The 26,085-nt window shown below is 71.1% G+C and carries 23 protein-coding genes and 1 pseudogene; 8 read left to right on the top strand and 16 right to left on the bottom strand.

Features of this window, described 5'->3' with window-relative positions; all coding sequences use genetic code 11:
• Positions 1 to 22 precede the first annotated feature (22 nt).
• Both ACF08M_RS31005 and ACF08M_RS31000 read right to left on the bottom strand, forming a co-directional pair.
• Positions 23 to 1,180 carry a methyltransferase gene (locus tag ACF08M_RS31005; protein WP_392188578.1) on the bottom strand — a complete coding sequence of 386 codons (1,158 nt, stop codon included), beginning with the start codon at positions 1,178 to 1,180 and terminating at the stop codon, positions 23 to 25.
• A gap of 81 nt (positions 1,181 to 1,261) precedes the next feature.
• Positions 1,262 to 1,483 (bottom strand): hypothetical protein, encoded by a 222-nt coding sequence (locus ACF08M_RS31000; RefSeq protein ID WP_392188577.1) that lies wholly within the window; start codon positions 1,481 to 1,483, stop codon positions 1,262 to 1,264.
• A gap of 251 nt (positions 1,484 to 1,734) precedes the next feature.
• On the opposite strand from ACF08M_RS31000, the gene ACF08M_RS30995 reads away from it, so the two are divergent.
• A complete protein-coding gene (locus ACF08M_RS30995; RefSeq protein ID WP_392188576.1) occupies positions 1,735 to 2,574 on the top strand; it encodes an endonuclease I family protein in 840 nt (279 codons plus the stop codon).
• A gap of 583 nt (positions 2,575 to 3,157) precedes the next feature.
• On the opposite strand, the gene ACF08M_RS30990 is transcribed toward ACF08M_RS30995, so the two are convergent.
• Complete coding sequence (locus ACF08M_RS30990) at positions 3,158 to 3,724, bottom strand: hypothetical protein (protein WP_392188575.1); 567 nt, start codon at positions 3,722 to 3,724, stop codon at positions 3,158 to 3,160.
• 189 nt (positions 3,725 to 3,913) lie between these two features.
• Between ACF08M_RS30990 and ACF08M_RS30985 the strand changes: the two genes are divergently transcribed.
• Together ACF08M_RS30985 and ACF08M_RS30980 are read left to right on the top strand one after the other, a co-directional pair.
• Positions 3,914 to 5,029 (top strand): chemotaxis protein, encoded by a 1,116-nt coding sequence (locus ACF08M_RS30985; protein WP_392188574.1) that lies wholly within the window; start codon positions 3,914 to 3,916, stop codon positions 5,027 to 5,029.
• 156 nt (positions 5,030 to 5,185) lie between these two features.
• A complete protein-coding gene (locus tag ACF08M_RS30980; protein ID WP_392188573.1) occupies positions 5,186 to 5,509 on the top strand; it encodes a plasmid stabilization protein in 324 nt (107 codons plus the stop codon).
• Positions 5,510 to 5,612: 103 nt separating this feature from the next.
• Here the strand turns inward: ACF08M_RS30980 and ACF08M_RS30975 are convergent, their stop codons facing one another.
• From ACF08M_RS30975 to ACF08M_RS30945, 7 genes are all read right to left on the bottom strand, one after another.
• Positions 5,613 to 8,000, bottom strand: a complete 2,388-nt coding sequence (locus tag ACF08M_RS30975; protein WP_392188572.1) for a phosphoketolase — start codon at positions 7,998 to 8,000, stop codon at positions 5,613 to 5,615.
• 13 nt (positions 8,001 to 8,013) lie between these two features.
• A complete protein-coding gene (locus ACF08M_RS30970; RefSeq protein WP_392188571.1) occupies positions 8,014 to 9,447 on the bottom strand; it encodes an NADP-dependent succinic semialdehyde dehydrogenase in 1,434 nt (477 codons plus the stop codon).
• A gap of 185 nt (positions 9,448 to 9,632) precedes the next feature.
• Entirely contained in the window at positions 9,633 to 10,142 is a 510-nt protein-coding gene (locus ACF08M_RS30965) for an ATP-binding protein (protein WP_392188570.1), read from the bottom strand.
• 173 nt (positions 10,143 to 10,315) lie between these two features.
• On the bottom strand, positions 10,316 to 12,415 hold the full coding sequence (locus ACF08M_RS30960) for a xanthine dehydrogenase family protein molybdopterin-binding subunit (protein WP_392188569.1): 2,100 nt from the start codon (positions 12,413 to 12,415) through the stop codon (positions 10,316 to 10,318).
• Positions 12,416 to 12,456: 41 nt separating this feature from the next.
• The gene (locus ACF08M_RS30955; protein ID WP_392188568.1) at positions 12,457 to 13,443 is read right to left on the bottom strand and encodes an FAD binding domain-containing protein; all 987 of its coding nucleotides are present in this window, start codon (positions 13,441 to 13,443) and stop codon (positions 12,457 to 12,459) included.
• Entirely contained in the window at positions 13,440 to 14,006 is a 567-nt protein-coding gene (locus ACF08M_RS30950; protein ID WP_392188567.1) for a 2Fe-2S iron-sulfur cluster-binding protein, read from the bottom strand. Before ACF08M_RS30950 ends, ACF08M_RS30955 begins: the two co-directional genes overlap by 4 nt.
• A 99-nt stretch (positions 14,007 to 14,105) precedes the next feature.
• Complete coding sequence (locus ACF08M_RS30945) at positions 14,106 to 14,513, bottom strand: hypothetical protein (RefSeq protein ID WP_392188566.1); 408 nt, start codon at positions 14,511 to 14,513, stop codon at positions 14,106 to 14,108.
• A 356-nt stretch (positions 14,514 to 14,869) separates the two neighbouring features.
• Here ACF08M_RS30945 and ACF08M_RS30940 point away from each other — a divergent pair, with 356 nt between their 5' ends.
• Both ACF08M_RS30940 and ACF08M_RS30935 read left to right on the top strand, forming a co-directional pair.
• Complete coding sequence (locus ACF08M_RS30940) at positions 14,870 to 15,202, top strand: DUF6479 family protein (RefSeq protein WP_392188565.1); 333 nt, start codon at positions 14,870 to 14,872, stop codon at positions 15,200 to 15,202.
• A gap of 161 nt (positions 15,203 to 15,363) precedes the next feature.
• Positions 15,364 to 16,191 (top strand): VOC family protein, encoded by an 828-nt coding sequence (locus ACF08M_RS30935; RefSeq protein WP_392188564.1) that lies wholly within the window; start codon positions 15,364 to 15,366, stop codon positions 16,189 to 16,191.
• A gap of 20 nt (positions 16,192 to 16,211) precedes the next feature.
• On the opposite strand, the pseudogene ACF08M_RS30930 reads toward ACF08M_RS30935, so the two are convergent.
• A pseudogene (locus ACF08M_RS30930) lies at positions 16,212 to 16,481 on the bottom strand (DUF6328 family protein); the annotation flags it as partial.
• A gap of 194 nt (positions 16,482 to 16,675) precedes the next feature.
• On the opposite strand from ACF08M_RS30930, the gene ACF08M_RS30925 reads away from it, so the two are divergent.
• The gene (locus ACF08M_RS30925; protein WP_392188563.1) at positions 16,676 to 17,065 is read left to right on the top strand and encodes a VOC family protein; all 390 of its coding nucleotides are present in this window, start codon (positions 16,676 to 16,678) and stop codon (positions 17,063 to 17,065) included.
• Between the two features lie 70 nt (positions 17,066 to 17,135).
• Here the strand turns inward: ACF08M_RS30925 and ACF08M_RS30920 are convergent, their stop codons facing one another.
• From ACF08M_RS30920 to ACF08M_RS30900, 5 genes are all read right to left on the bottom strand, one after another.
• On the bottom strand, positions 17,136 to 17,627 hold the full coding sequence (locus tag ACF08M_RS30920) for a GNAT family N-acetyltransferase (protein WP_392188562.1): 492 nt from the start codon (positions 17,625 to 17,627) through the stop codon (positions 17,136 to 17,138).
• A 66-nt stretch (positions 17,628 to 17,693) separates the two neighbouring features.
• On the bottom strand, positions 17,694 to 18,098 hold the full coding sequence (locus ACF08M_RS30915) for a DUF1992 domain-containing protein (protein ID WP_392188561.1): 405 nt from the start codon (positions 18,096 to 18,098) through the stop codon (positions 17,694 to 17,696).
• Positions 18,099 to 18,232: 134 nt separating this feature from the next.
• Positions 18,233 to 19,171, bottom strand: a complete 939-nt coding sequence (locus ACF08M_RS30910) for a hypothetical protein (protein ID WP_392188608.1) — start codon at positions 19,169 to 19,171, stop codon at positions 18,233 to 18,235.
• Positions 19,172 to 19,565: 394 nt separating this feature from the next.
• Positions 19,566 to 20,363 carry a tyrosine-protein phosphatase gene (locus ACF08M_RS30905; RefSeq protein ID WP_392188560.1) on the bottom strand — a complete coding sequence of 266 codons (798 nt, stop codon included), beginning with the start codon at positions 20,361 to 20,363 and terminating at the stop codon, positions 19,566 to 19,568.
• A gap of 304 nt (positions 20,364 to 20,667) precedes the next feature.
• Positions 20,668 to 21,582, bottom strand: coding sequence for a type II CAAX prenyl endopeptidase Rce1 family protein (locus tag ACF08M_RS30900; protein WP_392188559.1), 915 nt, complete (start codon positions 21,580 to 21,582; stop codon positions 20,668 to 20,670).
• A gap of 446 nt (positions 21,583 to 22,028) precedes the next feature.
• Here ACF08M_RS30900 and mutA point away from each other — a divergent pair, with 446 nt between their 5' ends.
• Entirely contained in the window at positions 22,029 to 23,882 is a 1,854-nt protein-coding gene (mutA, locus tag ACF08M_RS30895) for a methylmalonyl-CoA mutase small subunit (RefSeq protein WP_392188558.1), read from the top strand.
• On the top strand, positions 23,882 to 26,083 hold the full coding sequence (gene scpA, locus ACF08M_RS30890) for a methylmalonyl-CoA mutase (RefSeq protein ID WP_392188557.1): 2,202 nt from the start codon (positions 23,882 to 23,884) through the stop codon (positions 26,081 to 26,083). The genes mutA and scpA overlap by 1 nt, the downstream gene beginning before the upstream one ends.
• Positions 26,084 to 26,085: the final 2 nt, after the last annotated feature.

Here is a 26,085-nt window from a genome sequence, read left to right as displayed (position 1 = left end):
GGGCCGGGGCACCCGGCGGCTGTCAGCGCTTGACGGCGCGCAGGACGACGAACTTCGGGTCGCCCGCGACCGTGGTGCAGTTGCCGAAGGTCCGTCGCAGCTGTGTGTGGTAGCCGAGGTGCCGGTTTCCGACGACCCACAGCTCGCCGCCCGGCCGCAGTACGGTGCGCGCCCCGTGGAACATCGCGCGGGCCGTCGCGTCGGTGGTGGCCTGATGGGAGTGGAACGGCGGGTTGTTGAGGACCAGGTCCGCACTGGCGGGCGCCAGACGTGCCGGCCCGTCGCCGACCATGAACTCGGCCGTGGCGTCCGGGCCGGCGTTGGTCCGGAAGGTCTCCTCGGCAGAGGCGACCGCCTGGTAGGACTCGTCGATGAAGGTGACCGTCGCCTCGGGGTTGGCGAGCGCGGCGGACAGTCCGACGACGCCGTTCCCGCAGCCGAGGTCGACGATCCGGTCCGGACCGCTGCGCTCGGGGAGATGACCGAGGAAGAAGCGGGTGCCGATGTCGAGACGCTCGGCACAGAAGATCCCGGCGTGGTTGGTGACGGTCCTGCCGGAGACCGGACCGACGCCCTCCGGCAGGTCGTAGCGGTACGGCCACGGGCTGGGCGTACGGGGCAGGGCCGGGTCCGGGGTGCAGAAGATGAGCCGGGCCTTCTTGACCGCGAGGGAGGTGCGGGTCGGGCCGATGATCCGCTCGAAGAGCCTGAGGGTGGAGGTGTGGATCTCCTTGACCATGCCGGTGCCGATGACGACGGTGCCCGCGTGGACGGCCGGCGCGAGCCGGTGCAGCTGGTCCTCCAGGAGCGCGAGGCTCTTGGGGACGCGTACCAGCAGGACGTCGATCCGGTCCGGGGGTGTGTCCCGCGCCGACAGGAGGCGCACGGCGTCCGCGGCCACACCATTGCGCTCCAGGTTCGCCCGGGTGGCGCGCTGCGCCAGGTAGGAGTCGGTGATCTGTACGGGGTGGTGCCCGGCCAGCACGGTGCTCAGGGCACCCCAGCGGTCCCCCACCACGACCACGGCGCCCGACAGGTCGACCGGCTCCGCCTCGTCGGCCCCCTCCAGCCGCCGCAGCAGGTACTCATCGGCAGCGTCCCACGCACGGAACGGGTCGCGCGGATCCTCGGGGAAGCGGGCGAGGTCGTACCCGGCCCCTGACGTCGTCAAACGGTTCATTGTGCACCCAGGCTAGCCGAGCCGCGGGGAGTGCCCACACACTCCCCGCGGCACCCGGGCCGCCGGGCCACGGACTACGGACTACGGCAGCGTCTTGTCGATCGCCGCCCGGCCCTCCCGGGCGAGCCTGCGCTCCGCCCACTGAAGATTCTTCGGGGTCAGGTCCCGCCCGGAGGCGAGCACCAGGTCCTCCGCCGACGGATTGTCGCTCCCGCCGGTGTGCAAGAGGCTGTCGGGAGTCGCTCCCCGCAGTGCGGGAGCGACCACCGGGGCTGCGGATACGGATTCGGGCTCGTCACTCATGCCGCCTCCTCGTCCTTTCGGTCATTCTCGCCCCGCGCCCGGCCTGCCGCATCCGATGCCTTCGCCGTCCGCTCCCGGCACCGCAGAAAGGCCCTCACTTGACCTGCACATGATAGGTACGCAGCGTTCACACCAGGGTCACGGTGCGTGTGGAAGGCTCCCGCTGACCGCCTACCACACGACCACCGCGGCGCCGCCCCCCACCATGTGACGGTTTCGTGGTGCCCGCTGTTCCGGAGAGGACACCCCACATGTCCCGTCGTCATCTGCCCTGCCGGCGCCCCCTGCTGGCGACCGTCGCCGCGTTCGCGATACTCGCCGGCACCGCGGCCGCCGCACCGGCCGCCACCCCCCGGGCCACCGCCCCCGAGGCCGCTCCGGTCGCCACGACGCCGCTCCGCACCCTCGACGACACGTACTACAAGGACGCGCTCGGCAAGTCCGGAACCGCGCTCAAGAGCGCGCTGCACACGATCATCAGCGACCAGACCAAGATCTCCTACAGCCAGGTCTGGAACGCCCTCAAGGACACGGACGAGGACCCCGCCAACCCCTCGAACGTGATCCTCCTCTACACCGGGCGTTCCCAGCCCAAGACCGACAGCGGCGGCTCGGTCGGCCAGTGGAACCGCGAGCACGTCTGGGCCAAGTCCCACGGAGACTTCGGCACCGCCACCGGTCCCGGCACCGACATCCACCACCTGCGGCCGGAGGATGTCCAGGTCAACTCCATCCGTGGCAACAAGGACTTCGACAACGGCGGCAGCGCGGTCAGCGGCGCGCCGGGCAACTTCACCGACAGCGACTCCTTCGAGCCGCGCGACGCGGTCAAGGGCGACGTGGCCCGCATGATCCTCTACATGGCGGTGCGCTACGAGGGCGACGACGCCTTTCCCGACCTCGAACCCAACGACAAGGTGTCCAACGGTTCCGCACCGAACATCGGCCGCCTCTCGGTGCTGAAGGCATGGAGCCAGGAGGACCCGCCGGACAGCTTCGAGAAGCGGCGCAACGACGTCATATTCGATCAGTACCAGCACAACCGGAACCCGTTCATCGACCACCCGGAGTGGGTCGAGTCCATCTGGTAGACGGGCACGGAAACGAGCGGACTCCTCCCCCGCCTTCAGTCGGCCGGGCCACCCGTGCACCGGGCCACGGCCTCCTCACGGGAGGCGAACGACCGAACCGCCAGGTGTTCGCCCTGCTCCCCGGCACCGGGAGCAGGGCGAGGTGGTCCGCCGGGTCGGCAACGGCGGTGCGCACACCGCCTTCCGCGAGCCGGCCGAGTCCGCTGCGCAGCATTGCGCGGGCCACCGTGTCGGAACCCGTGACCCGCCGTACGTCCAGCACCATGGCGCCGGTCTCCCGCGGTCGCGCCTCGTCCCGCGCGCACAGCACCCGCTCGGCCGCCGTGAAGTCGAGGGCGCTCCGGGCGGCGACGGCGGCAACCCCTGCGCGCCCGGCGCTCCCCGGGCCCCCGCCAGGCCGCGGACGGCTCCTCGGCGGTGGCGACCGGGGCGACGGTGGTGACCCGTACCGCGCACTGCCTGAAGCATGTCTCCACCGCGGCCACCGGGTCGACGGGGAGCGGACCGGCACTGCGCATCGATGGGCGAGGGCACGATTGCGGTCGCCGGTGACGGCGTCGGCGGCGCCCACCGGAGCCGGCCGTCAGCCGCGCTCGGCCTGGGCGATCCGGGGGAACGCCTTGACTCCGGCCGCCTTCCTGCTGTTGGCGTGCCCGCTGACACTCCGGCCGGGCGGGACGTCCGCGAAGCCGAGCACCACGGAGTCGAGCACCTTCCCGGAGGAGTCGGCGAACTCCACCTTCACGGCGTAGAAGGCGGCCTTGTCCGTACGGTTGGTGACCCGGACGAGGGCGCTGCGGAACTGCTCGGACTTTGCGACCGGCAGCCCTGTCACCGAGACGTCCCCGACCGCGTTGCCGCGGCCCTGGACACCTTCGAGCTGCTTGACGGCCCGCTGCCGGTTGCGTTCGGCGGCGGCCGCGGCCGATGCGGCGAACTCCTGCTGGGTGCGCGGGGTGGAACTCGCGGACCGCGTCATGGCCGGCTCCGGGGACACCGTACGGGTGCTCCTGGCCGTGCCCGGCGAAGTGGTGTGGGAACCGCCGCAAGCGGCGGTTCCGGCGACGGTCAACGCGGCCAGCACGGCGAGGGCCGGATGACGGGCTGCGCGGCCGCCGATGGCGTGACGCGAGGAACTGGTCGGGTTCACGGACACTCCGTCTGCTCGGAAGGACATATCGGAAGGGCACAAGGGAGACGGGGAGGGACGAGGAGCCGCCGGCCATCTCCCAGGCCCCCTGACCAAGAACTCGCCCATATTAGGATCAAACGGTATGAATTAACTCGTTGAATTCGCCCGCTTCACTCAGGAGCGGATACCAGCCCCTGGGAGAGATCAATGGATACGGATGCCCTGACCGCCGGCCTGTTGAAGGAACTGCGGGCGGCCAAGCCCTATCCGGCCCTGTCCCTGACCATGCCGACGCACCGCCGCGCTCCGGGCAACGCCCAGGACGCCGTACGGCTGCGCAATCTGGCGGCCGAGGCCGTCAGCCGGCTGGAAGCGGACCCCGCCGTCACCCGCGAGGCCAGGAACGCCCTCAAGGAGCAGCTCGACCGGGCCGTCACCGAGGTGGACCCGCGCCGGGCCCTGGACGCCCTGATCGTCCTGGTCACCGATGATGCGCACCAGATCTGGCAGATTCCCCGTACCGCGCCCGAACGGGTGGTGCTCAGCGACACGTATCTGACGCGCAACCTGGTCGCCGCGAAGGCCCAGGCCCAGCCGTTCTGGGCACTCACCCTGTCGGCCGGGCACGCCGCCCTGTGGAGCGGCACGCAGGACGTGCTGAACGAGGAGCGGACCGGCGGGTTCCCGCTGGCGGCGCCGCAGGAGGCTCCCAACCCGCAGCGGGAGGAGCAGATCGGCGACACCCCGAGCACCTTCACCAACGAGGAGACGCGCAATTTCCTGCGCACCGTCGACGAGAAGCTGCGCGCGGTACTGGCCGCGGACCCGCGTCCGCTGTATCTGGTCGGCCTCGCTCCCGCGCTCGCCCTTCTCGACGAGGTGGGGGAGAGCGCCGGGTCGGCCGTGGGCCGGGTCGTCAAGGGGGCACCGGCCGACACGACGCCGGGTGACCTGCTCAAGGAGCTCCGGCCCGCGCTCGACGACCGGCGGCGGCGGTTCGCCGCGGAGATCGACGGCAAGCTGGACGAAGCGCGCGGCCGCCGTGCCTTCGCCGGCGGTCTCGACGAGGTCTGGACCGCGGTACGGGAGGGACGCGCCGGACTGGTGACGGTGGAGGAGAACTTCCAGCAGACGGTACGGGTGACGGACGAGCACCTCGAACCGGTGAGCGACGAAGCCGCGGACCTGACGGACGGCTCGGTCCGCGAGGACATCGTCGACGAACTCGTCGAGGCGGCCCTGGACAGCGGAGCCGACGTGGTCTTCCTGGCGGACGATTCGCTCGCGGAGCACGGACGGATCGCGGCGGCCCTGCGCTACTGAACGGGGGCGGCGGGACACCGCGGGACACCGTGCGCCGCCCCGGCCGCGCGGCAGGCGTGCGGGTCCCCGGGGCCGCTGGGACACTGGAGAGACCCCCGTTCGGGCCCCGGGGCCGAGAGTCCCGGAGCCGGTCCCTGAGAGAGGAGTGACAGCACCATGCCACGTGGATCCGATGCCAAACGGGAACGGCAGTACGAACACATCAAGGAAAGCGCTCAGGAGCGCGGGGTCAGCGAGGACCGGGCCGAGGAGATCGCGGCCCGTACGGTCAACAAGGCCCGCGCCCGCGCCGGTGAGTCCAGGACCGCGAGCCCTGCGTCCGTCGAGGACATGTCGTCCTCCCGCCGCGGCGGGCTGCGCTCCCACGGAGGAGCCGGGGGGCCGACTCGCGAGCAGCTCTACGAAGAGGCGCGGAAGAAGAACGTCCACGGACGTTCGCACATGACGAAGGCCGAGCTGGAACGGGCGCTCGGCCGCTGAGCCTGCATCGCGGGATCCGGACGGAGCGGGATCCGGACGGACGTGGCCGGCACCGGGCGGTGACACTGCCCGGTGCCGGCCCGTGCCGGTCACCACCCCCGGTTCAGCCGCTCCAGGTCCAGTCGGCCACCTCGGGCAGGTCCGTGCCGTGTTCACGGATCCAGTCGTGGTGGCGGGTGCGCACGTCCGCCATCGTCTGACGTACGGCCACGGCGCGGACGCCCAGGCCCGGCACCCGGTCGATGACATCCATGACCAGCCGGTAACGGTCCAGGTCGTTGCGGACCACCATGTCGAAGGGCGTGGTGGTGGTGCCCTCCTCCTTGTAGCCCCGCACGTGCAGCTGGGCATGGCCGGCCCGCCGGTAGGCCAGCCGGTGGATCAGCCACGGGTAACCGTGGTAGGCGAAGATCACCGGAGTGCTGCTGGTGAACACCGCGTCGTACTCGGAGTCCGGCATTCCGTGCGGGTGCTCCCCGCGGGGCAGCAGCCGCGTCATGTCGACCACGTTGACCACCCGCACGGCCAGTTCCGGCAGATGCCTGCGCAGCAGATCGGCCGCCGCGACGGTCTCCAGTGTGGGTACGTCACCGGCGCAGGCGAGCACCACGTCGGGTTCACGGCTGCCGTCCTCCGTGCCGGCCCACTCCCAGACACCGGCTCCGCGGGCGCAGTGTGCGCGGGCCTGGTCCATGGTGAGCCAGTCGAAGCCCGGCTGTTTGCCGGCCACGATCACATTGACGTAGTCGCGGCTGCGGAGCGCGTGGTCGGCGACGGAGAGCAGGGTGTTGGTGTCCGGCGGCAGATAGACCCGTACGACTTCGGGGCTCTTGTTGAGAATGTGGTCGACGAAGCCGGGGTCCTGGTGGGAGAACCCGTTGTGGTCCTGGCGCCAGACGTGCGAGGTGAGCAGGTAGTTGAGCGAGGCGATGGGGCGGCGCCAGGCCAGCCGCCGGGATGTCCTGAGCCATTTGATGTGCTGGTTGACCATCGAGTCGACGATGTGGGCGAACGCCTCGTAGCAGGAGAAGAGTCCGTGCCGGCCGGTGAGGAGGTATCCCTCCAGCCAGCCCTGGCACAGATGCTCCGAGAGCACCTCCATGACGCGTCCGTCGCGGGAGAGGTGCTCGTCGATCGACAGGATCCGCTCCTGCCATACCTTGCCAGTGGCCCCGTAGAGGGCGTCGAGCCGGTTGGACGTGGTTTCGTCGGGGCCCATGACCCGGAAGTCGCGGCGCTCGGCGGTGGCGGCCATGACGGCCTCCAGCAGTCCGCCGAGGACCCGGGTCGGTTCGTGCAGCACGGTGCCGGGCTTGTCGACCGCGACGGCGTGGTCGTCCAGCGGCGGGATGGGCAGATCGCGCAGGAACAGGCCTCCGTTGGCGTACGGGGTCGCGCCGAGCCGGTCGGTGCCCCCGGGCACGCAGTCGAGCACCTGGGCGGTGGGGCGCCCCGCCGTGTCGAAGAGTTCCTCCGGCCGGTAGGAGCGCATCCACGTCTCCAGCTGCCGCAGGTGCTCCGGATTCTCCCGGACGCCGGACAGCGGCACCTGGTGGGCGCGCCAGGTGCCTTCGACGGGCGCGCCGTCGACCTCGGCCGGGCCGGTCCAGCCCTTGGGGGTGCGCAGCACGATCATCGGCCAGTGCGGGCGCCCGGTGGCACCGCCGGTGCGGGCGGCGGCCTGGAGTTCCTCGATCCGGTCGACGGCCCGGTCCATCGCGGCGGCCATCGCCCGGTGGACGGTGAGGGGGTCGTCGCCGCCGACGTACAGGGGGTCGTGTCCGTAGCCGCGCAGCAGGGCGTCGAGTTCCGTCTCCGGCAGGCGGGCGAGCACCGTCGGGTTGGCGATCTTGTAACCGTTGAGGTGGAGGATCGGGAGGACGGCCCCGTCGTGCACCGGGTCGAGGAATTTGTTGGAGTGCCAGGACGCGGCGAGCGGTCCGGTCTCCGCCTCGCCGTCCCCGATGACGCAGGTGACGAGCAGGTTGGGGTGGTCGAGGGCGGCACCGTAGGCGTGGGTGAGGGCGTAGCCGAGTTCGCCGCCCTCGTGGATGGAGCCGGGGGTCTGCGGCGCCACATGGCTGGGCACCCCACCGGGGAAGGAGAACTGTCTGAACAGCCGTCCCATCCCCCGGACGTCACGGCTGACGTCGGGGTACGTCTCCGAGTAGCTGCCCTCCAGCCAGGAGTTGGCGAGGACGGCGGGTCCGCCGTGACCGGGGCCCCAGACGCACAGGCCCTGGACGGAGCGGGACTTGATGACGCGGTTGAGATGGGTGTGGACCAGGTTCAGTCCGGGTGATGTGCCCCAGTGGCCGAGCAGGCGCGGCTTGATGTGCTCCGGGGCGAGCGGCCGGGTCAGAAGCGGGTTGGCCATGAGGTAGATCTGGCCGACGGTCAGGTAGTTGGCGGCCCGCCAGTGCGCGTCGAGCGCGGCGATCTCCTCGTCGGAGGGGCCGGGTGTCGCTGCCGGGTGCGCGGCGTGACTCATCCGTGCCTGCCTTTCAGGACTGCTGGGGCGGGGCGCCGGCGGGCTCGGGGCCGTACCAGACCGTCGTCGCATTGCAGAACGCGCGGATGCCGTGGCCGGCGAGTTCGCGTCCGTAGCCGGAGCGCTTCACACCGCCGAAGGGCAGCGCGGGATGGGACGCCGTCATGCCGTTGAAGAAGACACCACCCGCCTCCAGATCGCGCACACAGCGCCGGGCCTCGTCGGCGTCACGGGTCCATACGTTGGAGCTGAGGCCGAAGGGGCTGTCGTTGGCGAGCTCCACCGCTTCGTCGAGTCCTTCGACGCGGTAGAGCGTCGCGACGGGGCCGAAGGTCTCCTCGCGGTGGATGCGCATGGCGGGCGTGATCCCGGTGAGGACCGTGGGGGCGTAGAACCAGCCCCGCTCCAGCTCCGGTCCCAGGCCGTCGGGGCGGCCGCCGCCGCACAGCACGGTCGCGCCCTGTTGTACCGCGTCGTCCACCAGCTCCTCCAGGTCGGTGCGGCCCTGTTCGCTGGAGAGGGGGCCGACATCGGTGGATTCCCGGAGCGGGTCGCCGACCGTGAGTTCGCGCATGCCCACGGTGAACCGCTCGGCGAACTCGTCGTACACCTCCGTGTGCACGATGAACCGTTTGGCGGCGATGCAGGACTGGCCGTTGTTCTGCACCCGGGCGGTAACGGCCGTACGGGCGGCCCTGGCGACGTCCGACGAGGGCAGGACGAGGTACGGGTCGCTGCCGCCCAGTTCCATGACGGTGTGCTTCACCTCGTCGCCGGCGATCGACGCGACCGAGCGCCCGGCCGGTTCGCTGCCGGTGAGGGTGGCGGCGGCGACCCGGGGGTCGCGCAGGACCGACTCGACCGCGCCGGATCCGACCAGCAGGGTCTGGAAGCATCCCGCCGGGTATCCGGCCCGGCGGAACAGACCCTCCAGGTACATCGCCGTCTGCGGGACGTTGGAGGCGTGCTTGAGCAGGCCGACGTTCCCGGCCATCAGCGCGGGGGCGGCGAACCGTACGACCTGCCAGAGCGGGAAGTTCCACGGCATCACGGCGAGGACGGCGCCCAGCGGGCGGTAGTGGACGTAGGCCCGCGACGCCCCGGAGTCCCGCACATCGGCCGCCGACGGGTGCTCGTCGGCGAGGAGTTCCTCGGCGTTGGCCGCGTACCAGCGCATCGCCTTCACGCATTTGGCGGCCTCCGCACGGGCCGCTCTGACGGGTTTGCCCATCTCGGTGGTCATGGTGCGCGCGATGTCCTGCTGGTCCTCTTCGAGGAGGCCGGCGGCGGCGTCGAGCAGCTGGGCCCGTTCGTCGAACCCGGTGGTGCGGTACTGCCGGAACGCGGTGTCGGCGGCGTCGAGCCTCTGCTCGATCTCCGCCGCTCCGAGCGCGTCGAACGTTCTCAGGGTCTCGCCGTTCGCGGGGTTGACCGTCGCGATGGGCATGACTGTGCTCTCCTTGCCTCGGTACTTCGACCGTGCCGCGCCGTGCGCCGTGCCGCAACGCGGGCCCTGCCGGGCGGATACCCGACCGGCGCGGACCATGCGTGCGATGTGCACGCCGTCCGCGCCGGGAGGGTGAGGCGTTCAGCGGGTACGGAAGCCGGCAGTACCGGTCCTGGTGTCCCGCCTCAGACGAGAGCGGGGGCGGCGTCGGACGCCGTGCTGGCGTCGGGCACAGGCTCCGGAACGGCGACCGGCGGGCGGCGGCACTCGCGCACACCGGGCAGCGGCGCCGACGGCACCAGCTCGACGGGGCGCGGCTCCTTCGCGTACCGGGTGAACCAGACGACTTTGCCTTCGGCGGTACGGCAGGTGCCCCAGCTGTCGCTCAGGGCCATGACGCGGCTGAGACCACCGCCGCCGGTGCTGAGCAGTCGCGGCATCTCGGCGCCGTCGTCGGCGACGGAGGCCGTGAGATGCCGCCCCGACCAGCGGAGTTCGACGACACAGTTGTTGTCGTCACCGACATGCCGGTGGACATTGGTCAGCAGCTCCTCCACCCCCCGGCACACGGGCCGGATATGAAGTTCGAGACTCCAGTGACGCAGGTGAGCAGCGACTATTCGGCGCAGCTGGGAAACACGTTCTGCCGAAACCTGGAGTTCGACCGAGTAGTGTCGGTCGAGTTGAACGGTCATCGTCGAGGCTCCTCACATCGAGGCCCACTGGCTTCGCCCCGTTGAACCAACGACCCCCGAATACGAAGAGTGATCGGATGTCACTTCTGGGTCACTCCACAGAGTGACCCGGCAGAGCCGGTTGCGCAACACAAGGGACGTCGGACCGGCTACCTGGGGAGGGTTCGCCCAGGTCAGAGCAGGTATGGCAGCAGTGTGTCCGGGGTGATCGGGAGGCTGCGCAGCCGAACGCCGGTGGCATGCCGCACCGCGTTGCCGACGGCAGCCGCAGCGCCGACGATGCCGATCTCACCGATTCCCTTGCTGCCCATCGGGTTGAGATGCGGGTCTTCCTCTTCGATCCAGTGCACCTCGATGTCCGGCACGTCGGCACAGACCGGCACATGGTAGGAAGCGAGATCGTTCTCGGTGAAGTCACCGAAGGTGGGGTCCATGGTGCTGGACTCGGTCAGGGCCATGCCGATCCCCATCGTCATGCCGCCGGTGAACTGGGAGTGCGCGGTACGGGAGTTGAGGATGTGCCCGGCGGCGAAGACGCCGAGCATCCGGCGCACCCGCACCTCTCCGGTACGGGAGTCGACGGCGACCTCGGCGAAGTGCGCACCGAACGCGTGCCGGGCGTAGGGGGATTCCGCGGACGTCTCCCGCTCGGTGTCCGCGAAGACCGTGAGCCCCTCGGCGGGCAAGGGGCCGCTTCGCTCGCGCAGTTGCCGGAGGAGGGCGGTGGACGCCTTGTGCACGGACCAGCCCCAGGAGGCCGTGCCCGAGGAGCCGCCGGCCAGTGGGGCATCGGGCAGGTCGCTGCTGCCGATGTCGATCCGGACTTTCTCCACCGGGATCTCCAGTGCCGAGGCGGCGATCTGCGCGAGTACGGTGCGGGCGCCGGTGCCGATGTCGGTGGCGTTGACCCGGATGCGGTACGAGCCGTCGGGTGCCGCGTGCGCCGTGGCGCTGGAAGAGGCGATGTACACGGGGTACGTGGCGGCGGCGACGCCCGTCCCGAGCAGCAGCGGCCCCTGTTCGCGGACAGCGGGGCGCGGATCGCGGTCGTACCAGCCGAAGCGCGCGGCGCCCGCCTCCAGACAGGCGGCGAGGCCGCGGCTGCTGAACGGGCGGCCGGAGTCGGGTTCGTTCACCGGGTCGTTGCGCAGGCGCAGTTCGACGGGATCCATGCCGAGGGCGGCGGAGAGTTCGTCCATGGCGGATTCCAGCGCGTACAGCCCCGGCGCCTCGCCCGGTGCGCGCATCCAGGACGGGCTCGGAACGTCCAGGGCGGCCACCCGATGGGCGGTACGGCTGTGGCCGGATCCGTACATGACCCGGGTCGGTACGGCTGCCTGCTCCACGAACTCCTTGACGGTGGAGGTGTGGGTGATGACCTCGTGGGTGACGGAGGTGAGGGTGCCGTCGAGTTCCGCCCCGAGCCGGACGCGCTGCACGGTGGGGGCGCGGTGGCCCACCAATGCGGCCATCTGGCGCCGGGGCAGGGCGATCTTGACGGGGTGTCCGGTGTGGCGTGCGGCCATGGCGGCCAGGACGGCCTGCGGGCGCGGGGTGCCCTTGGCGCCGAAGCCGCCGCCGACGTGCTCGGAGACCACGGTGACCTGCTGCGGGCGGAGTCCGAACGCGGTGGCAAGGCTGTCGCGGACCTTGGTGGAGCCCTGGCTGGAGTCGTGGACGGTCAGCCGGCCGTCCTCGGTCCACCGTGCGGTGGAGGCGTGCGGCTCCATGGGGTGGTTGTGCAGAGCGCCGACGGTGTAGGTGGCGTCGACCTGTACGGGTGCGACGGCGAAGGCCCGGTCGGCGTCGCCGCGTTCACGGACGGCGGGGTAGCCTCCGTTGACGGTCTCCGGGGTGTACAGCCCGGGGTGGTCCTCGGTCAGCAGGACATCGTGCCGGGTCTCCTCGTAGGCGATCCGCAGCGCCCCGGCGCCGGCTCGGGCCTGATCGAGCGTGTCGGCCACGACGAGCGCGATGGGCCAGCCCCGGTGCGGGACCCGGTCGTCCTGCAGGACTGCGAGGACCGGATCGTCGGGCTGCTTCAGCGTCGGGGCGTTGTCGTGGGTGAGGACGGCGCGCACGCCCGGCAGGGCCAGTGCCTCGTCGGTGTGGATGGCGCCGACGCGGCCGTGGGCGATGGTGGCGGGGACGGGCCGGCCGTACAGACAGCCCGGTGGGGTGTGCTCGGCGGCGTAGCGGGCGGCGCCTGTGACCTTGTCCCGGCCTTCGCGGCGGACGACGGGACTGCCCAGTGGTGGAGGGGCCTGGCTCATGACGGGTCCTCACGTCTGCGGGGCGTGGTATCTGCGGTTGCTCAGCTGTCGGCGGCGAGTTCGGCCAGTGCTTCGACGGCCAGACTGCGGGCGAGACCCACCTTGAACGCGTTGTCGCGCAGCGGCCGGGCCGCGGCGAGTTCGGCGTCCGCGGCCCGTGCGAAGGTCTCTTCGGTGGCCGGTGCGCCGCGGAGCACGTCTTCCGCGGCGTGTGCCCGCCAGGGCCGGTGGGCGAGCCCGCCGAAGGACAGCGCCGCATGCGCGATCCGGCCGTCGCGGACGCTCAGCACCGCGGCGACGGACGCGAGGGCGAAGGCGAAGGAGGCGCGGTCGCGGGCCTTGCGGTAGAGGGACCCGGCCCCGTCCGGACGCGGCGGGAGTACCACCTCGGTGAGGAGTTCACCCGACCGGATCCCGGTGTCCCGGTGGGGGGTGTCACCCGGCAGGCGGTGGAATTCGGAGGCGGGTACGGTCCGTTCGCCGTCCGGCCCGTGCAGGCGGACGGTGGCGTCCAGGGCGGACAGGGCGACGGCCATGTCGGACGGGTGGGTGGCGACGCAGTGCTCGGAGTGGCCGAGTACGGCGAGATCGCGGTGGGCACCTTCGCGGGCGGGGCAGCCGGTGCCGGGTTCCCGCTTGTTGCAGGGTTTGGAAGTGTCCTGGAAGTACGGACAGCGGGTGCGCTGCAGCAGATTGCCGCCGGTCGTGGCGGTGTTGCGGAGCTGTCCGGAGGCTCCGGACAGCAGCGCCTGCGACAGGACGGGGTAGCGGGTGCGTACGGCGGGATGGGCAGCCAGGTCGCTGTTGCGTACGGTCGCCCCGATGCGCAGCCCGCCGTTGTCGGTGTCGGCCACCCGGTCGAGCGGCAGCCGGCTGATGTCGATGAGCAGATCGGGGGTTTCCACCCCGAGTTTCATCAGGTCGACGAGGTTGGTGCCGCCGCCGAGGAATCCGGCGCCGGGGTGGGTGGAGCTCGCACGGACCGCTTCGTCGGTGGACCGGGCGCGGAGGTAGGCGAACGGTTTCACGGCGCCACGTCCTCGATCGCCTCGACGATACGGGGGTAGGCGCCGCAACGGCACAGGTTGCCGCTCATCCGTTCGCGGATCTCGGGGGCATCGAGCGGAGCCGGTGCGGTTACGGACGCGGCGCGTGCGGTGACATGGGACGGGAAGCCGTCCGCCGCCTCGCCGAGCATGCCGACGGCCGAGCAGATCTGGCCGGGTGTGCAGTAGCCGCACTGCAGGGCGTCGCGGTCCAGGAAGGCTGCCTGGACGGGGTGGAGCCGGTCGCCGTCGGCGAGGCCCTCGACGGTGATGATGCGGGCGCCGTCGTGGGCCACGGCGAACAGCAGGCAGCTGTTGGCACGCCGCCCGTCGACGAGGACGGTGCACGCTCCGCACTGTCCGTGGTCGCACCCCTTCTTCGCGCCGGTGAGGCCAAGGTGTTCGCGCAGGGCGTCCAGGACCGTGGTGCGGTGATCGAGCGTCAGGGTCCGCTCGGTTCCGTTGATGTGCAGTGTCAGGGTGGAACGGTCACCGGTTGTTTCCGGCTGTCGTGCACCGTCGTCCCGCCCGCGAGAGGGGTCCACTCACTCGCACCTTTCAGAGGCGACCTTTTGCCCGCTTTCTACCAGAAGTACCCTTCCTCTCCGCTTCATTGCTCCGTCACCGGGCGGCGACCTGTCGGCCTACCTGCTCCGGTGGCTCCGGTGGGTCTCCAGACGGAGACGCACCTCTTCCTCCTGGTCCCCGGAGACCGTTCCGACGACGCGCACGTCGAAGGCGTGCGCCAGGCTCCGCCTGAGCCGTTCGACCGCCCAGTAACCGCCCTGCACGTCGATCTTCACGGGCGCGCCGAGCGCGACCGGTCCCGAGATCACTCTCTCCTCGGTGACATCCACGGTCGCCACCCACACGGTGGGCCGCTTCTCCGCGAGTTTCCTCGGTACGTCGACCGAGGCCCGGTCGGTGGTGAAAGCGGCCCGCAGCGCGTCGAAGACCATTCGCGCGTCACCCGTGTCGCACCCGCTGATGACGACCGAGACCTCCTGGCCGTGCACGCTCTCTTCCGGCTGTCTCTCCTTGATGCTGTTCACCACGGTTCCTTCCGCTGGACGTCGTGTGATGCTTCCCCGGAGCGGATGCGGCGGCAGGGCGGACGCAGGCCCATACGGCGGCCATCCGGTCCCGTTCGATGCGCCATCGACGCACGCCCACCGGCCGAGCGGGTCCGGCACTCCCCTCACTTCCCTCCGGCGATTCGAGGGTCCCCTCCAGGCTCGCCCCGCTGCCGGGCGACGGCGACACGAGGCCGCGGGCAGGTGGGGCGCGAGGCGCCGCCCCCGGCCCCCTGCGCACCCGACGCCGAAACACTTTTAGGTTCATATCCACTTAAAACATGAATTCATAGTCATTACCGAGTGACGTCTGCCCCTCGGGGTATCCGGGAGGCATGGACGTATCGAACGGAGACCTCAGGTCGCTGGCCCTCACCCTCGCCGACGGGCGCGGTGCGGTCGGCGCGGTGATGGGCATTGTCGGAGTTGCGCTGGTGGCCATGCTGATCGGCGGCTTCTGGCTGGGCAAGCGGCGCCGGGCCCAGGAACCGCCTCCGCCCCGGCCCGAGGACCAGCCACCGCGACCGGACCACCGGACCCACATCGAGCAGCCCGACGCCCATCTCGACGAGAGCTTCCCGCCCAACGGCCGGGGGCTGTCCCCGTACGAACTCGGTGACCGCGGAAACATGCCCATCCCCCACGAAAGCGACGAGCAGCGTGACTGACCTCCCGGAGGCCGGGGAGACAGCTGACGCCCTGCGCTTCGCTGCGGCGGGTCGCGCCGCGTCGCCGCGTGTTGCGGGAGGCCCCGGCCGCGGTGAGGCTGGTGAGGCTCCGACGGCCGTCGGCAGGCGCAGGCCGCAGAACCGATGAAGGCAGTAGGACCATGACCGGAAGCCCTCCCGGGGCGGCGTCGATGCCGGCACCGCTGACCGGGCCCGCAGCGCCCTGCTGGGTCAATCTCATGACCCGCGACCTCGCGTCGGCGCAGGAGTTCTACGGCGCCGTACTGGGCTGGAGCTTCCGGCCGGCCAAGCCGGGGCAGGAGTTCTCCGTCGCACGCCGCGGGGACGTACCGGTCGCCGGCATCGGCGCGATGGCGACCGCCTACCGGGTGGCCGTGGCCTGGACGCCCTACTTCGCCGTCCCCGACGCCGACGCGGCGGCGTCACGCATCCGTGAGCGCAGCGGCACGGTCGCGGTGGGGCCGCTCGCGTTCGGCAAGGGACGCGGGGCGCTGGCGGCCGATCTCGACGGCGCGGTGTTCGGCATCTGGGAACGGACCGAGCCGGCGACCTCGCCCCCGGTGCCGGACGAGCACCCGCACGCCTGGCTGCGACTGCACACCAGAAACGCCTTCGATGCGGCGATCTTCTACGGCGGAGTGCTCGACTGGGCGAGCGGGCGCCCCGGGTGCTACGAGGTGTCGTACGAGAAGGACGAGGTCATCGTCGACTGCAACGGGCGTCGGCTCGCCCGGATCAGCTCCGGTGCCGTGGAGGCGGCTCCTGATCCGCTGGTCCGCCCGCACTGGCAGGTCCACTTCCCCGTGGCCGATGTGGCAGCCACGGTCGAGGCGGCACGGCAGAACGGCGGCAGCCTGGTCGAGCGGGGTCCGCTGGGGCCGGGCGAGGAGGCGACTGTGCTGGACCCCGACGGCGGGCTCTTCACGGTCACGGATGTCCGGGACCCCACAGCAGGCGACGCGGGCTGATCCGGCCACCCCGTTCAGCGGTACGAAACGGGCCCGGTCAGGGCGGCGGCGGTGGCGGAACCCAGCATCACGGTGACCACGTAGATGGTGCGGTCGGTGTCCGACAACTCGGCGAAGCGCGGCTGGAAGACGACGGCGAGCAGAAAGCCGAACAGGATCTGGACGCCGGTCTGGGCGACCCGCAGCTCCTGGAGCAGCTCCCCCCATCGCCGGTCCGCCCGCTCCTCGGACGTCTCGTCGCGGCCGGTCCCGGGGTCCCGGCCGCCGGATCCATGGAGTGTCGAGGTCACCGTGAGCCTCCGTCCGGATGCGCGGCGTACATCGCCTGCCGCCCCTCCCCCACCGTAGACCTCACGACGATCACACCGGGCTCTCGACGGGCCGCCCCTGCGCGTCTAGGCTTTTGAGTACGGCATCGCGCGCCGGTCACCGGCCGGGTGAGGCGTGGAGGTGCCCGTGAGATGCCTGTTGGAGGCATTCCACAGTGTCAGTCGAGTTGAATCACACCATCATCCACGCCCGGGACAACCGGGAGTCCGCCGAGTTCCTCGCGGACATACTGGGCCTGGAAGTCGGCGAGGAATGGGGCCCGTTCATCCCCGTCGCCACCGCGAACGGCGTCACCCTGGACTTCGCGACCATTCCCGAAGCCTCGATCACCCTGCAGCATTACGCCTTCCTCGTCTCGGAACCGGAGTTCGACAAGGCGTACGCCCGTATCAAGGAGCTCGGGCTCACGTACTACGCGGATCCGCATCGGAAGCATCCCGGCGAGATCAACCACAACGACGGCGGACGAGGTGTGTACTTCCTCGATCCCGCGGGTCACGCCATGGAGATCATCACGCGTCCGTACGGGGGCTTCCCCTCGTAACACGGCGTACGGGAAAGGTGGTTCGGCCGGAATCCGGGTGCGGGTTCCGGCCGGCCCTTTACGTATCGGGTCAAACGACCGGCAATTCCAGTTCGGGCCGGTCCCACATCACAGCGGGCGGGTTGGCCGCGAGGGTGCCGGTGCGCCGGGCGCCCACGCTCCGGTAGAAGCCCTCGGCGGGCGGGTGGGAGACGATACGGACACCGGTCAGGCCGGCGCGCCGCGCCTCGTCGCACAGATGCGAGATGAGCAGCCGCCCGATGCCGAGGCCCTGCGCGTCGTCGGCGACGAACATGAGGTCGAGTTCCGGCGGGTCGAGGATCAGCGCGTAGAAGCCGAGGAGCCGGTCGGTGCCGGCCTCGACGGCCGCGAAGACCCGGTGGGCCTCGATGTAGTCGGGTCCCACCCGGTATCCGGAGACCATCGCGGCGTAGTGGCCCTCGTATGCACGGGAGGACCTGACCAGCCGGGTGAGCCGCCGGGCGTCCCGCACGGCCGCACGCCTGATCCGTACATGCTCGCGATGCGCATCCTCAGCCGGACGCGTAATGCTCGATGTCATGGTGAGAGTATTACGCATCCGGTTACATGTGCGCGGAGCGCCCGCTTCCGGCCTTCGGTCATTGGGCTACGACGGGCGCCGGGCCGCGCGCCACTCCTCGACTACGGCGTCGGTGTCGAACGGCTCGAGGTTCAGCAGCGGCCCGGGCGGCGGCCGCCGATTGACTGCCCGGATCTTCTCGTTGACCTCCGTCAGCATCCGCCGCACCTCGGCCTCCGTCCGCGCCTCGGAGACGGCGTCGCGCACATCCTCCGCCTCTTTGCGCAGCGCCAGTACCGGCGGGAGCGCCGACACCCCTTCCCGGTGCATCTTCTGCTTGATCCACCAGGTCTCGTCATAGGGGGCGTCGAGACTACCGAGGGGCTTGCCGAAGCCCGGCAACTGCGAAAAATCACCGCGTTGCTCCGACTCCCGGATCTGCTTGTCGACCCATGATTCGAAACTGACGCCCGCAGGCTTCCGTTCGGTCAACGTACGCCCCTCTCGGAGGATTCGCATTCCAATCTGTCCACTATACCCGGGGCCGTGGAAGCACCTGCTGCGCACGTGCGCCCACGTCACCCTCAACTGCCCACCATCCGCGGCCGGTTCAGTACGCACCCGGCTCAGTGCGCATGCCCGGCGGGCGCCCCGGTTCCGCCCTCCTGAGGGCCGGAGGCACCGCGATCCGATTCCGGCACGCGGACGGTGAAGGCCGCCGTGCGGACCTTCCCCTCATGCTGGAAGTCGAGGAAGAGCCGGTACGAACCCGCACTGGGCGCCGTCGCCGTGAAGGACACCACGGGCCCCGGGCCGCCCTCGTTCGGGTGGACGTGCAGATAGGCCAGGTCGCCCGAGCGGAGGGCGACCAGATGCCCGTACGCACCGAGATAGGGCTGCAGATCGGTCACGGGGCGGCCGTTCCTGCTGACGGTCAGCTTCAGTTCGCCGCTCCGGCCGGCGCGGAGCTCACCGTCGAGGGCGACGTCATAGCCGTCCACCTCGGCGGTGGTGCGCGGGACCGGCAGAGGAGCGGGACGGTAGGCACCGGAGACGGCGAGATCCGCACCCAGCGTGAGGTTCTCGGCGCCCTCGGCCGCGGGGGTGAAGTCGGCGAACGCCCGGTACCCACCGGCCTTGGGCAGGTCCACGGGGGTCGACCAGGTGCCGTCGGCCGCGCGGACGGGGTGCAGGTGCCGGAATTCGGTGAGGTCGGTCGAGGCGAGGATGAAATGCAGTTCCTTGCCGTGCTCACGCCGATAGGCGGTGACCTTGCGGCCGGTGCCGTCCTTGACGGCGAACCTGATTTCGGACCGGGCCCCAGCCTCTATCGTGGGCGTTTCGAGGGCCAGCGTGTAGCCGCGGTCGGAGACCTGCAGCCCGCCCGCCGTTCGGTCCGCCGCCTTCACCCCGCCCCCCTTTCCCTCGTCGTGACCGGTGTGCCGCTGAGCGGGGCGGTCCTCCGCGGCCACCATCGGGTCGACCCCCCTTCCCACGCCGTACGCGGTCCCGAAGGTCGCGGCGAGCGCGGCCGCGAAGGCAGTGATCCTCAGCGCGTTGTTCATGACGGTGTCCTCCATCGGATCGACCGGAAGGCGGCGCCTCCCGACGACCCACAACATACCCCCTAGGGGTATCAGCTCAACCCAGGGGCACACCAGCATCCGGCACTGCCGCGACATACCGGCCGGGGCGCCGGGGCGGACCGGCGTCGCGGCATGCGACTCAGAGCCTGTCGGGGGGGGGGGGGTGGGGGGGGGCCCCCCCCCCACACCGGAACCCCCCCCCCCCCCCCCGGCCCCCCCCCCCCCCCCCCCCCCCCCCCCCCCCCCCCCCCCCCCCCGCCCCCCCCCCCGGGGGGGGGCGGGGGGGCCCGGCCGCCCGGCCAGCCCCCCCCCCCCGGGGGGGGGGCCGGGGGGGGGGCCGCCCCCCCCCCCCCCCCCCCCCCCCGACAGGCTCTCAGGCGGACACCACGAGCCCGCCGCGCAGCCGCTCCACCGCCGCCTGCGGAATCCTCAGTCCGTCGCGCACATACCCGTCGAGCCCGCCCCACCGCTCATCCATGGCATCCAGCGCCATGCCGAGATAGCGGGGACGGACCTCGATGATCGCGGACGCGATCTCCGGGTCACCGCCCGCGTCCAGGAAGCCCTGCACATACGGGGCGTAGACAACCCGTACGACGGAATTCACCGCGAGGAATTCAGCCCGCACCACGTCCCGTGACGCACCGAGCAGCATCAGGAGCAGCGCCGTGGCCCACCCCGTGCGGTCCTTGCCGGCCGTGCAGTGGAAGAGCACCGGGCGGGCGCGGTCGTCGGCGGCCGTCTCGACGAAGGCCCGGTAGGCGGCTGCGGCCCCCGGCAGGAGCACCATCTGACGGTAGGTCTCGGCGAACATCTCCTCGGCCTTCCCGCCGCCCAGCAACTGCTCCGCCTCTACCGGGTCGGCGAGCAGCGCGCGCAGCCGGGCAGGGGCCACGCCCGGGTTGTCGCCGAGCACATCGGCGACGAAGAGCCGCGCACCCGGGGGAAGCCGGTCGGGCGCCGCCGCGCGCTCGTCGGCGGTCCGCAGATCGACGACGGTCCGGATGCCGAGCGCGGCCACCGCCCCGTCCCGCGCCGCGTCCAGCTCGCTGAGCTGACCGGAGCGCAGCACGGCACCGGGCCGGACCTGACGGCCGGAACCCAGGGCGATGCCGCCCAGATCGCGCAGATTGACGACGGTGGATGCCGGGACGGCCCTTGCGGTCTGCACGATGAACTTCCCCTTTTCCCGGCACGTATCCGAATATTTTTGGCCCTCCCGGACCAAACGTCGCACGGGGTCGGGAATTCGACAAAGTAAAACGCCGTACCGGCACCGATAGAGGACACCGAAGGAGATAAAGGAAATCTGAAATCACCATCGCTTCTCTCCATGTCGTCTGCCATCAGGATGTCAGCGGGTTCTGCCACTGAACGTCAGTGGTTCTGCCATGAGAGGTGTCAGTGGTCAGTGGTCAGAGGTTTGGTCGGCTTCGATGACGCGGAGGCCGTACTGGACGTCGGGCGCCAGGACATCACCGCTGCTGCTTTTCGCCGGGCGTGGTCCGACGCGTGACCCGGCGGCACGCCAGGAATGCGATCGCGACGACCACCAGGTACAGCGGTACGAGGAGTACCGCGTCACCGGACGTCTGCTCCACCGTCACACCCGCGTCGCGGTCCTCGCCCTGCAGGATGATGCGGTTCACGGTCAGAACGGTCAGGTGCGTGCCGATCGCCGCCCACAGCGGGGCGTGACCCACGGCCGCACGGGCGGCGATCAGGGTCAGGCTGAAGACCGTCAGGAGGATGAGGTAGTCGACCGGGTGCTGCCCCTCCGGGGCGATGCCGATGTGGCCCGGCTCGTCACCGGCCAGCCGGGCGATGCCAACCGTCACCAGAGTTGAGGTGCCCGGTACGAGCAGGAAGACCGCCGTGGTGCCGAGCGCCGCCAGTGCGGGCCCGAACCGTCTGCGCAGCGATGTCCACGTGTAGCCGCGCAGCGTCGTCTCCTCGGGCAGGGCTTCAAGCAGGAACGCGACGACGGCGTTGGTGACGAGAAAGCCGACCAGGGTGACGAGGTCCAGCTGCTGCCAGACGAGTAACCCCACGGCCGTGCCCGCGCCCAGGACCAGCGCCGCTGCCGCGACCGTCACGCCAACGCCGGTGAGGAACGCCCGTAGGCTCGCGCCCGGACTGCCGAAGCCGATCGTCCGGGGGTGTGACAGGCGCAGGACGAACGGCACGGCCACGACGGTGACGAGGGCCGCAGTAATCAGCCGGGCGGCCAAGCCACTGGCTCCGGTGGCGTCCGCCAGTACGGGTCCGAGGCCGTTGCTGGCGCCGAGCGCCACCGCCATGATCAGGCCGCCGGCCAACGCACGGCCCATGGCCCCGGCAGCCGTGGGCGCGGGTGAGGGTGCGGGTTGTCGTATGTGCAGCTCGGTCATAGCGCTCCTGGTGACGACAGGGCCGACTCCTATCGACAACCCCGTGTGCTTTCCAGGCTCGCCCGACCACCAGTCAGGGGCATCGTGCGTGCGGACGACACCCCTATACATCCTTCGGCGCAGTGGACGACAGGGGTCGACTGGTCGTTGGCCACCGGCTCCGGCTCCGGGAACACCCAGAGGCCGAGTGCCCGCGTTCATGCGGCTGCCCGACCGGCACCCGGTCGGGTCGAACCACCGCCGTGCCTCGTGTCCGGCCTCGGCCCGGGACGCCGCGGGCGCGGAGCCCGTACGCCGGGTCCGTCGGCGTGACGTCGCGTCGCCGGGGCACAATCCCGGCGGCAGCTGTTACGCGACTGTACGTGAAGGATCAAGCGCGTTCGGAGAGTGCAAGGTCACAGACGGAGCCTCTGCTGCTCATCCGGGACCTGACCTAGCATCTGGGCATGACGGTCCTGCCTGCCGACGGGCTTTCGTTGGCCGCCGAATTCCCTCACCCCGCCCATGAGCAGTGGCAAAGCCTGGTCGAAGGCGTGCTGCGCAAGTCGGGCAAGGATGTTGCGGGTCCGGCCGCCGAGGAAGCGCTGTCCACCACGGTGGAGGACGGGCTCATCACCCGCCCCCTCTACACCTCGCGCGACACCGCGCCCGATGCCGGATATCCGGGCTTCGCCCCCTTCACCCGCGGCGGCAAGGCCGAGGGCAATGCGGCGGGCGGCTGGGACGTCCGGCAGCGGCACGCCCTGCCGGATGCCGCCCGCCTGAACGAGGCGGTCCTCGCCGATCTGGAGAACGGCGTCACCTCGCTGTGGCTGACCGTGGGCGGCACCGGCGGTGTCCCGGTGACCGCTCTGGCGGCGGCACTGGACGGTGTCTACCTGGATCTGGCCCCCGTGGTGCTCGACGCGGGCGGTGAACTCGATGTCGCCGCGGCGGAGTTGCTCCGTCTCTACGCGGAGCGGGGTGTCGACGCGCAGGCCGCCCGCGGCAATCTCGGCGCCGACCCGCTCGGGCAGGCTGCCCGCAGCGGTGACGGGCCCGATCCGACGGCGGCGGTCCACTGGGCCCGGCGGTGCGCCCGGGAGTTTCCCGGGTTGCGGGCACTGACCGTCGACGCCCTGCCGTACCACGAGGCCGGTGGCTCCGCCGCCGAGGAGCTGGGCGCTTCGCTGGCCACCGCAGTCGCCTATCTGCGGGCGCTGACGGAGGCCGGGCTCACGGTCGAGGAGGCTTGTGGGCAGCTGGAGTTCCGGTACGCGGCGACGGCAGATCAGTTCCTGACCATCGCGAAGCTGCGGGCCGCGCGGCGGCTGTGGGCCCGGGTCGCCGAGGTGTGCGGGGCCGCCGACGCCGGGGCGCAGCGACAGCAGGCGGTGACGTCCTCGGTGATGATGACGCGGCGCGACCCCTGGGTGAACATGCTGCGGACGACACTGGCGTGTCTGGGCGCGGGTGTCGGCGGGGCCGACTCCGTCACCGTGCTGCCGTTCGATCACGCCCTGGGACTGCCGGACGCGTTCGCCCGGCGCATCGCCCGCAACACGTCGACGATCCTGCTGGAGGAGTCACATCTGGCCCGGGTCATCGACCCGGCGGGCGGCTCCTGGTACGTGGAGCGCCTCACCGCCGAACTCGCCGCCTCCGCCTGGGCGTTCTTCCAGGAGATCGAGCGGTCGGGCGGCCAGGCGGCCGCCCTGCGCTCGGGAATGATCGGTGAGCGTCTCGCGGCCACCTGGGCGGCGCGCCGCAAGGATCTGGCACGGCGCAAGGAGCCGGTCACCGGGGTCAGCGAGTTCCCGCAGCTGGCGGAACGTCCCGTGGAGCGCGAGGCGGCCCCCGCCGCGGCATCGGGCGGTCTGCCCAGGGTCCGTCGTGACGAGGCGTTCGAGGAGCTGCGCGCCCGGTCGGATGCCCATCTCGCGGCGACCGGACAGCGGCCGCGGGTGTTCCTCGCCGCGCTGGGTCCGGCCTCGGCCCACACCGCGCGGGCGTCGTTCGCCTCGAATCTGTTCCAGGCGGGCGGCATCGAACCGGTCCACGACCCGGTCTCGGTCGACGCGACGACGGCCGCCGGAGCGTTCGAGTCCAGCGGGGCCACCGTGGCGTGCCTCTGCTCCAGCGACACGCTCTACGCCGAGCAGGCCGGGGCGGTCGCCGAGGCACTGGGCTCGGCCGGCGCGCAACGGGTGTTCCTCGCGGGCCGGCCCGCCGAGTACACCGGTATCGACGAGTACGTCTTCGCGGGCTCCGATGTGGTGGCCGTGCTCTCTTCCCTTCTCGACCGTATGGGTGTGGCGTGATGCGTATCCCTGACTTCTCCGGCATCGAACTCGGACCGGGCGATGCCGCCGAGGTGTCCGAGGACCAGTGGCGCGCCTCGGTGAAGGAGTCCTCCGGCAGTTCCGACGGCGATCTCCTGTGGGAGACGCCGGAAGGCATCGCCGTCAAGCCGCTGTACACCGGGCGTGACCTGGAGGGGCTCGACTTCCTCGGTACGTATCCGGGCATCGCCCCGTATCTGCGGGGGCCGTACCCGACCATGTACGTCAACCAGCCCTGGACGATCCGGCAGTACGCCGGGTTCTCCACCGCCGAGGAGTCCAACGCCTTCTACCGCCGCAACCTCGCGGCCGGACAGAAGGGCCTCTCCGTCGCCTTCGACCTGCCGACCCACCGCGGCTACGACAGCGACCATCCGCGGGTGACGGGCGACGTCGGCATGGCGGGTGTGGCGATCGACTCGATCTACGACATGCGCCGGCTCTTCGACGGCATCCCGCTGGACCGGATGTCGGTGTCGATGACGATGAACGGCGCGGTGCTCCCCGTGCTCGCGCTGTACATCGTGGCCGCCGAGGAACAGGGCGTCGGGCCCGAGAAGCTGGCCGGGACCATTCAGAACGACATTCTGAAGGAGTTCATGGTCCGCAACACGTACATCTATCCGCCGAAGCCCTCGATGCGGATCATCTCCGACATCTTCGCGTACACCTCGCAGAAGATGCCACGCTACAACTCGATCTCCATCTCCGGCTATCACATCCAGGAGGCGGGTGCGACCGCCGATCTGGAGCTGGCGTACACCCTGGCGGACGGGGTGGAGTATCTGCGGGCGGGGCGGCAGGCCGGTCTCGACGTGGACGCGTTCGCGCCGCGGCTCTCGTTCTTCTGGGCGATCGGCATGAACTTCTTCATGGAGATCGCGAAGTTGCGGGCGGCCCGGCTGCTGTGGGCCAAGCTCGTCGGAGAGTTCGAGCCGAAGAACGCCAAGTCGCTTTCCCTGCGCACCCATTCGCAGACATCGGGGTGGTCACTGACCGCACAGGACGTGTTCAACAACGTCACCCGGACGTGTGTGGAGGCGATGGCCGCCACCCAGGGGCACACCCAGTCGCTGCACACCAACGCGCTCGACGAGGCCCTCGCCCTGCCGACGGACTTCTCGGCACGGATCGCCCGGAACACCCAGCTGCTGCTCCAGCAGGAGTCGGGCACCGGCCGGGTCATCGACCCGTGGGGCGGCAGCGCGTACGTGGAACGGCTGACGTACGACCTGGCGCGCCGGGCCTGGCAGCACATCCAGGAGGTCGAAGCGGCGGGCGGCATGGCCCAGGCCATCGACGCGGGCATCCCGAAGCTCCGGGTCGAGGAGGCCGCGGCCCGTACCCAGGCGCGGATCGACTCCGGGCGTCAGCCGGTGATCGGGGTCAACAAGTACCGGGTGGAGACCGACGAGCAGATCGATGTGCTCAAGGTCGACAACTCCTCGGTGCGCGCCCAGCAGGTCGAGAAGCTGCGCCGACTGCGCGAGGAGCGCGACGAATCGGCCTGCCGGGCCGCGCTGCGCGCACTGACCGCGGCGGCCGAGCGGGCCCCCGGCCCCGGTCTCGAAGGCAATCTGCTGGCACTGGCCGTCGACGCCGCACGCGCGATGGCGACCGTGGGCGAGATCTCGGACGCCCTGGAGAAGGTGTATGGGAGGCATGCGGGCCAGATCCGTACGATCTCCGGTGTGTACCGCAACGAAGCAGGTGAATCCCCTTCCGTGGACCGTACCCGGGCGCTGGTGGACCGGTTCGAGGAGGCCGAGGGGCGCCGTCCGCGCATCCTGGTCGCCAAGATGGGACAGGACGGCCACGACCGGGGGCAGAAGGTGATCTCGACGGCCTTCGCCGACCTGGGCTTCGACGTCGACGTCGGCCCGCTGTTCCAGACGCCGGCCGAGGTGGCTCGGCAGGCGGTGGAGGCGGACGTGCACATCGTGGGCGTCTCCTCGCTGGCCGCGGGTCACCTCACCCTCGTCCCGGCGCTCCGCGAGGAGCTGGCCGCCGAGGGCCGCGACGACATCATGGTCGTGGTGGGCGGGGTGATTCCGCCACAGGACGTCGAGGCGCTGCACGAGGCCGGGGCGGCGGCCGTGTTCCCGCCCGGCACGGTGATTCCGGATGCCGCATACGACCTGGTGACGCGGCTCGGTGCCGCGCTCGGCCACGAGCTGTGAGC

The sequence above is a fragment of the Streptomyces sp. NPDC015032 genome (assembly GCF_043080425.1).
In the GTDB taxonomy this organism is placed as follows: domain Bacteria; phylum Actinomycetota; class Actinomycetes; order Streptomycetales; family Streptomycetaceae; genus Streptomyces.
Note: the sequence above shows the minus strand (reverse complement) of the source record. Positions and strands in the feature narration are given on the sequence as shown.

Coding starts and splice junctions, on each gene's coding strand:
- ACF08M_RS31005 (WP_392188578.1), bottom strand. CDS start 1,180: ATGAACCGTTTGACGACGTCAGGGGCCGGGTACGACCTCGCCCGCTTC.
- ACF08M_RS31000 (WP_392188577.1), bottom strand. CDS start 1,483: ATGAGTGACGAGCCCGAATCCGTATCCGCAGCCCCGGTGGTCGCTCCC.
- ACF08M_RS30995 (WP_392188576.1), top strand. CDS start 1,735: ATGTCCCGTCGTCATCTGCCCTGCCGGCGCCCCCTGCTGGCGACCGTC.
- ACF08M_RS30985 (WP_392188574.1), top strand. CDS start 3,914: ATGGATACGGATGCCCTGACCGCCGGCCTGTTGAAGGAACTGCGGGCG.
- ACF08M_RS30980 (WP_392188573.1), top strand. CDS start 5,186: ATGCCACGTGGATCCGATGCCAAACGGGAACGGCAGTACGAACACATC.
- ACF08M_RS30975 (WP_392188572.1), bottom strand. CDS start 8,000: ATGAGTCACGCCGCGCACCCGGCAGCGACACCCGGCCCCTCCGACGAG.
- ACF08M_RS30970 (WP_392188571.1), bottom strand. CDS start 9,447: ATGCCCATCGCGACGGTCAACCCCGCGAACGGCGAGACCCTGAGAACG.
- ACF08M_RS30965 (WP_392188570.1), bottom strand. CDS start 10,142: ATGACCGTTCAACTCGACCGACACTACTCGGTCGAACTCCAGGTTTCG.
- ACF08M_RS30960 (WP_392188569.1), bottom strand. CDS start 12,415: ATGAGCCAGGCCCCTCCACCACTGGGCAGTCCCGTCGTCCGCCGCGAA.
- ACF08M_RS30940 (WP_392188565.1), top strand. CDS start 14,870: ATGGACGTATCGAACGGAGACCTCAGGTCGCTGGCCCTCACCCTCGCC.
- ACF08M_RS30935 (WP_392188564.1), top strand. CDS start 15,364: ATGACCGGAAGCCCTCCCGGGGCGGCGTCGATGCCGGCACCGCTGACC.
- ACF08M_RS30920 (WP_392188562.1), bottom strand. CDS start 17,627: ATGACATCGAGCATTACGCGTCCGGCTGAGGATGCGCATCGCGAGCAT.
- ACF08M_RS30910 (WP_392188608.1), bottom strand. CDS start 19,171: ATGAACAACGCGCTGAGGATCACTGCCTTCGCGGCCGCGCTCGCCGCG.
- ACF08M_RS30900 (WP_392188559.1), bottom strand. CDS start 21,582: ATGACCGAGCTGCACATACGACAACCCGCACCCTCACCCGCGCCCACG.
- mutA (WP_392188558.1), top strand. CDS start 22,029: ATGACGGTCCTGCCTGCCGACGGGCTTTCGTTGGCCGCCGAATTCCCT.
- scpA (WP_392188557.1), top strand. CDS start 23,882: ATGCGTATCCCTGACTTCTCCGGCATCGAACTCGGACCGGGCGATGCC.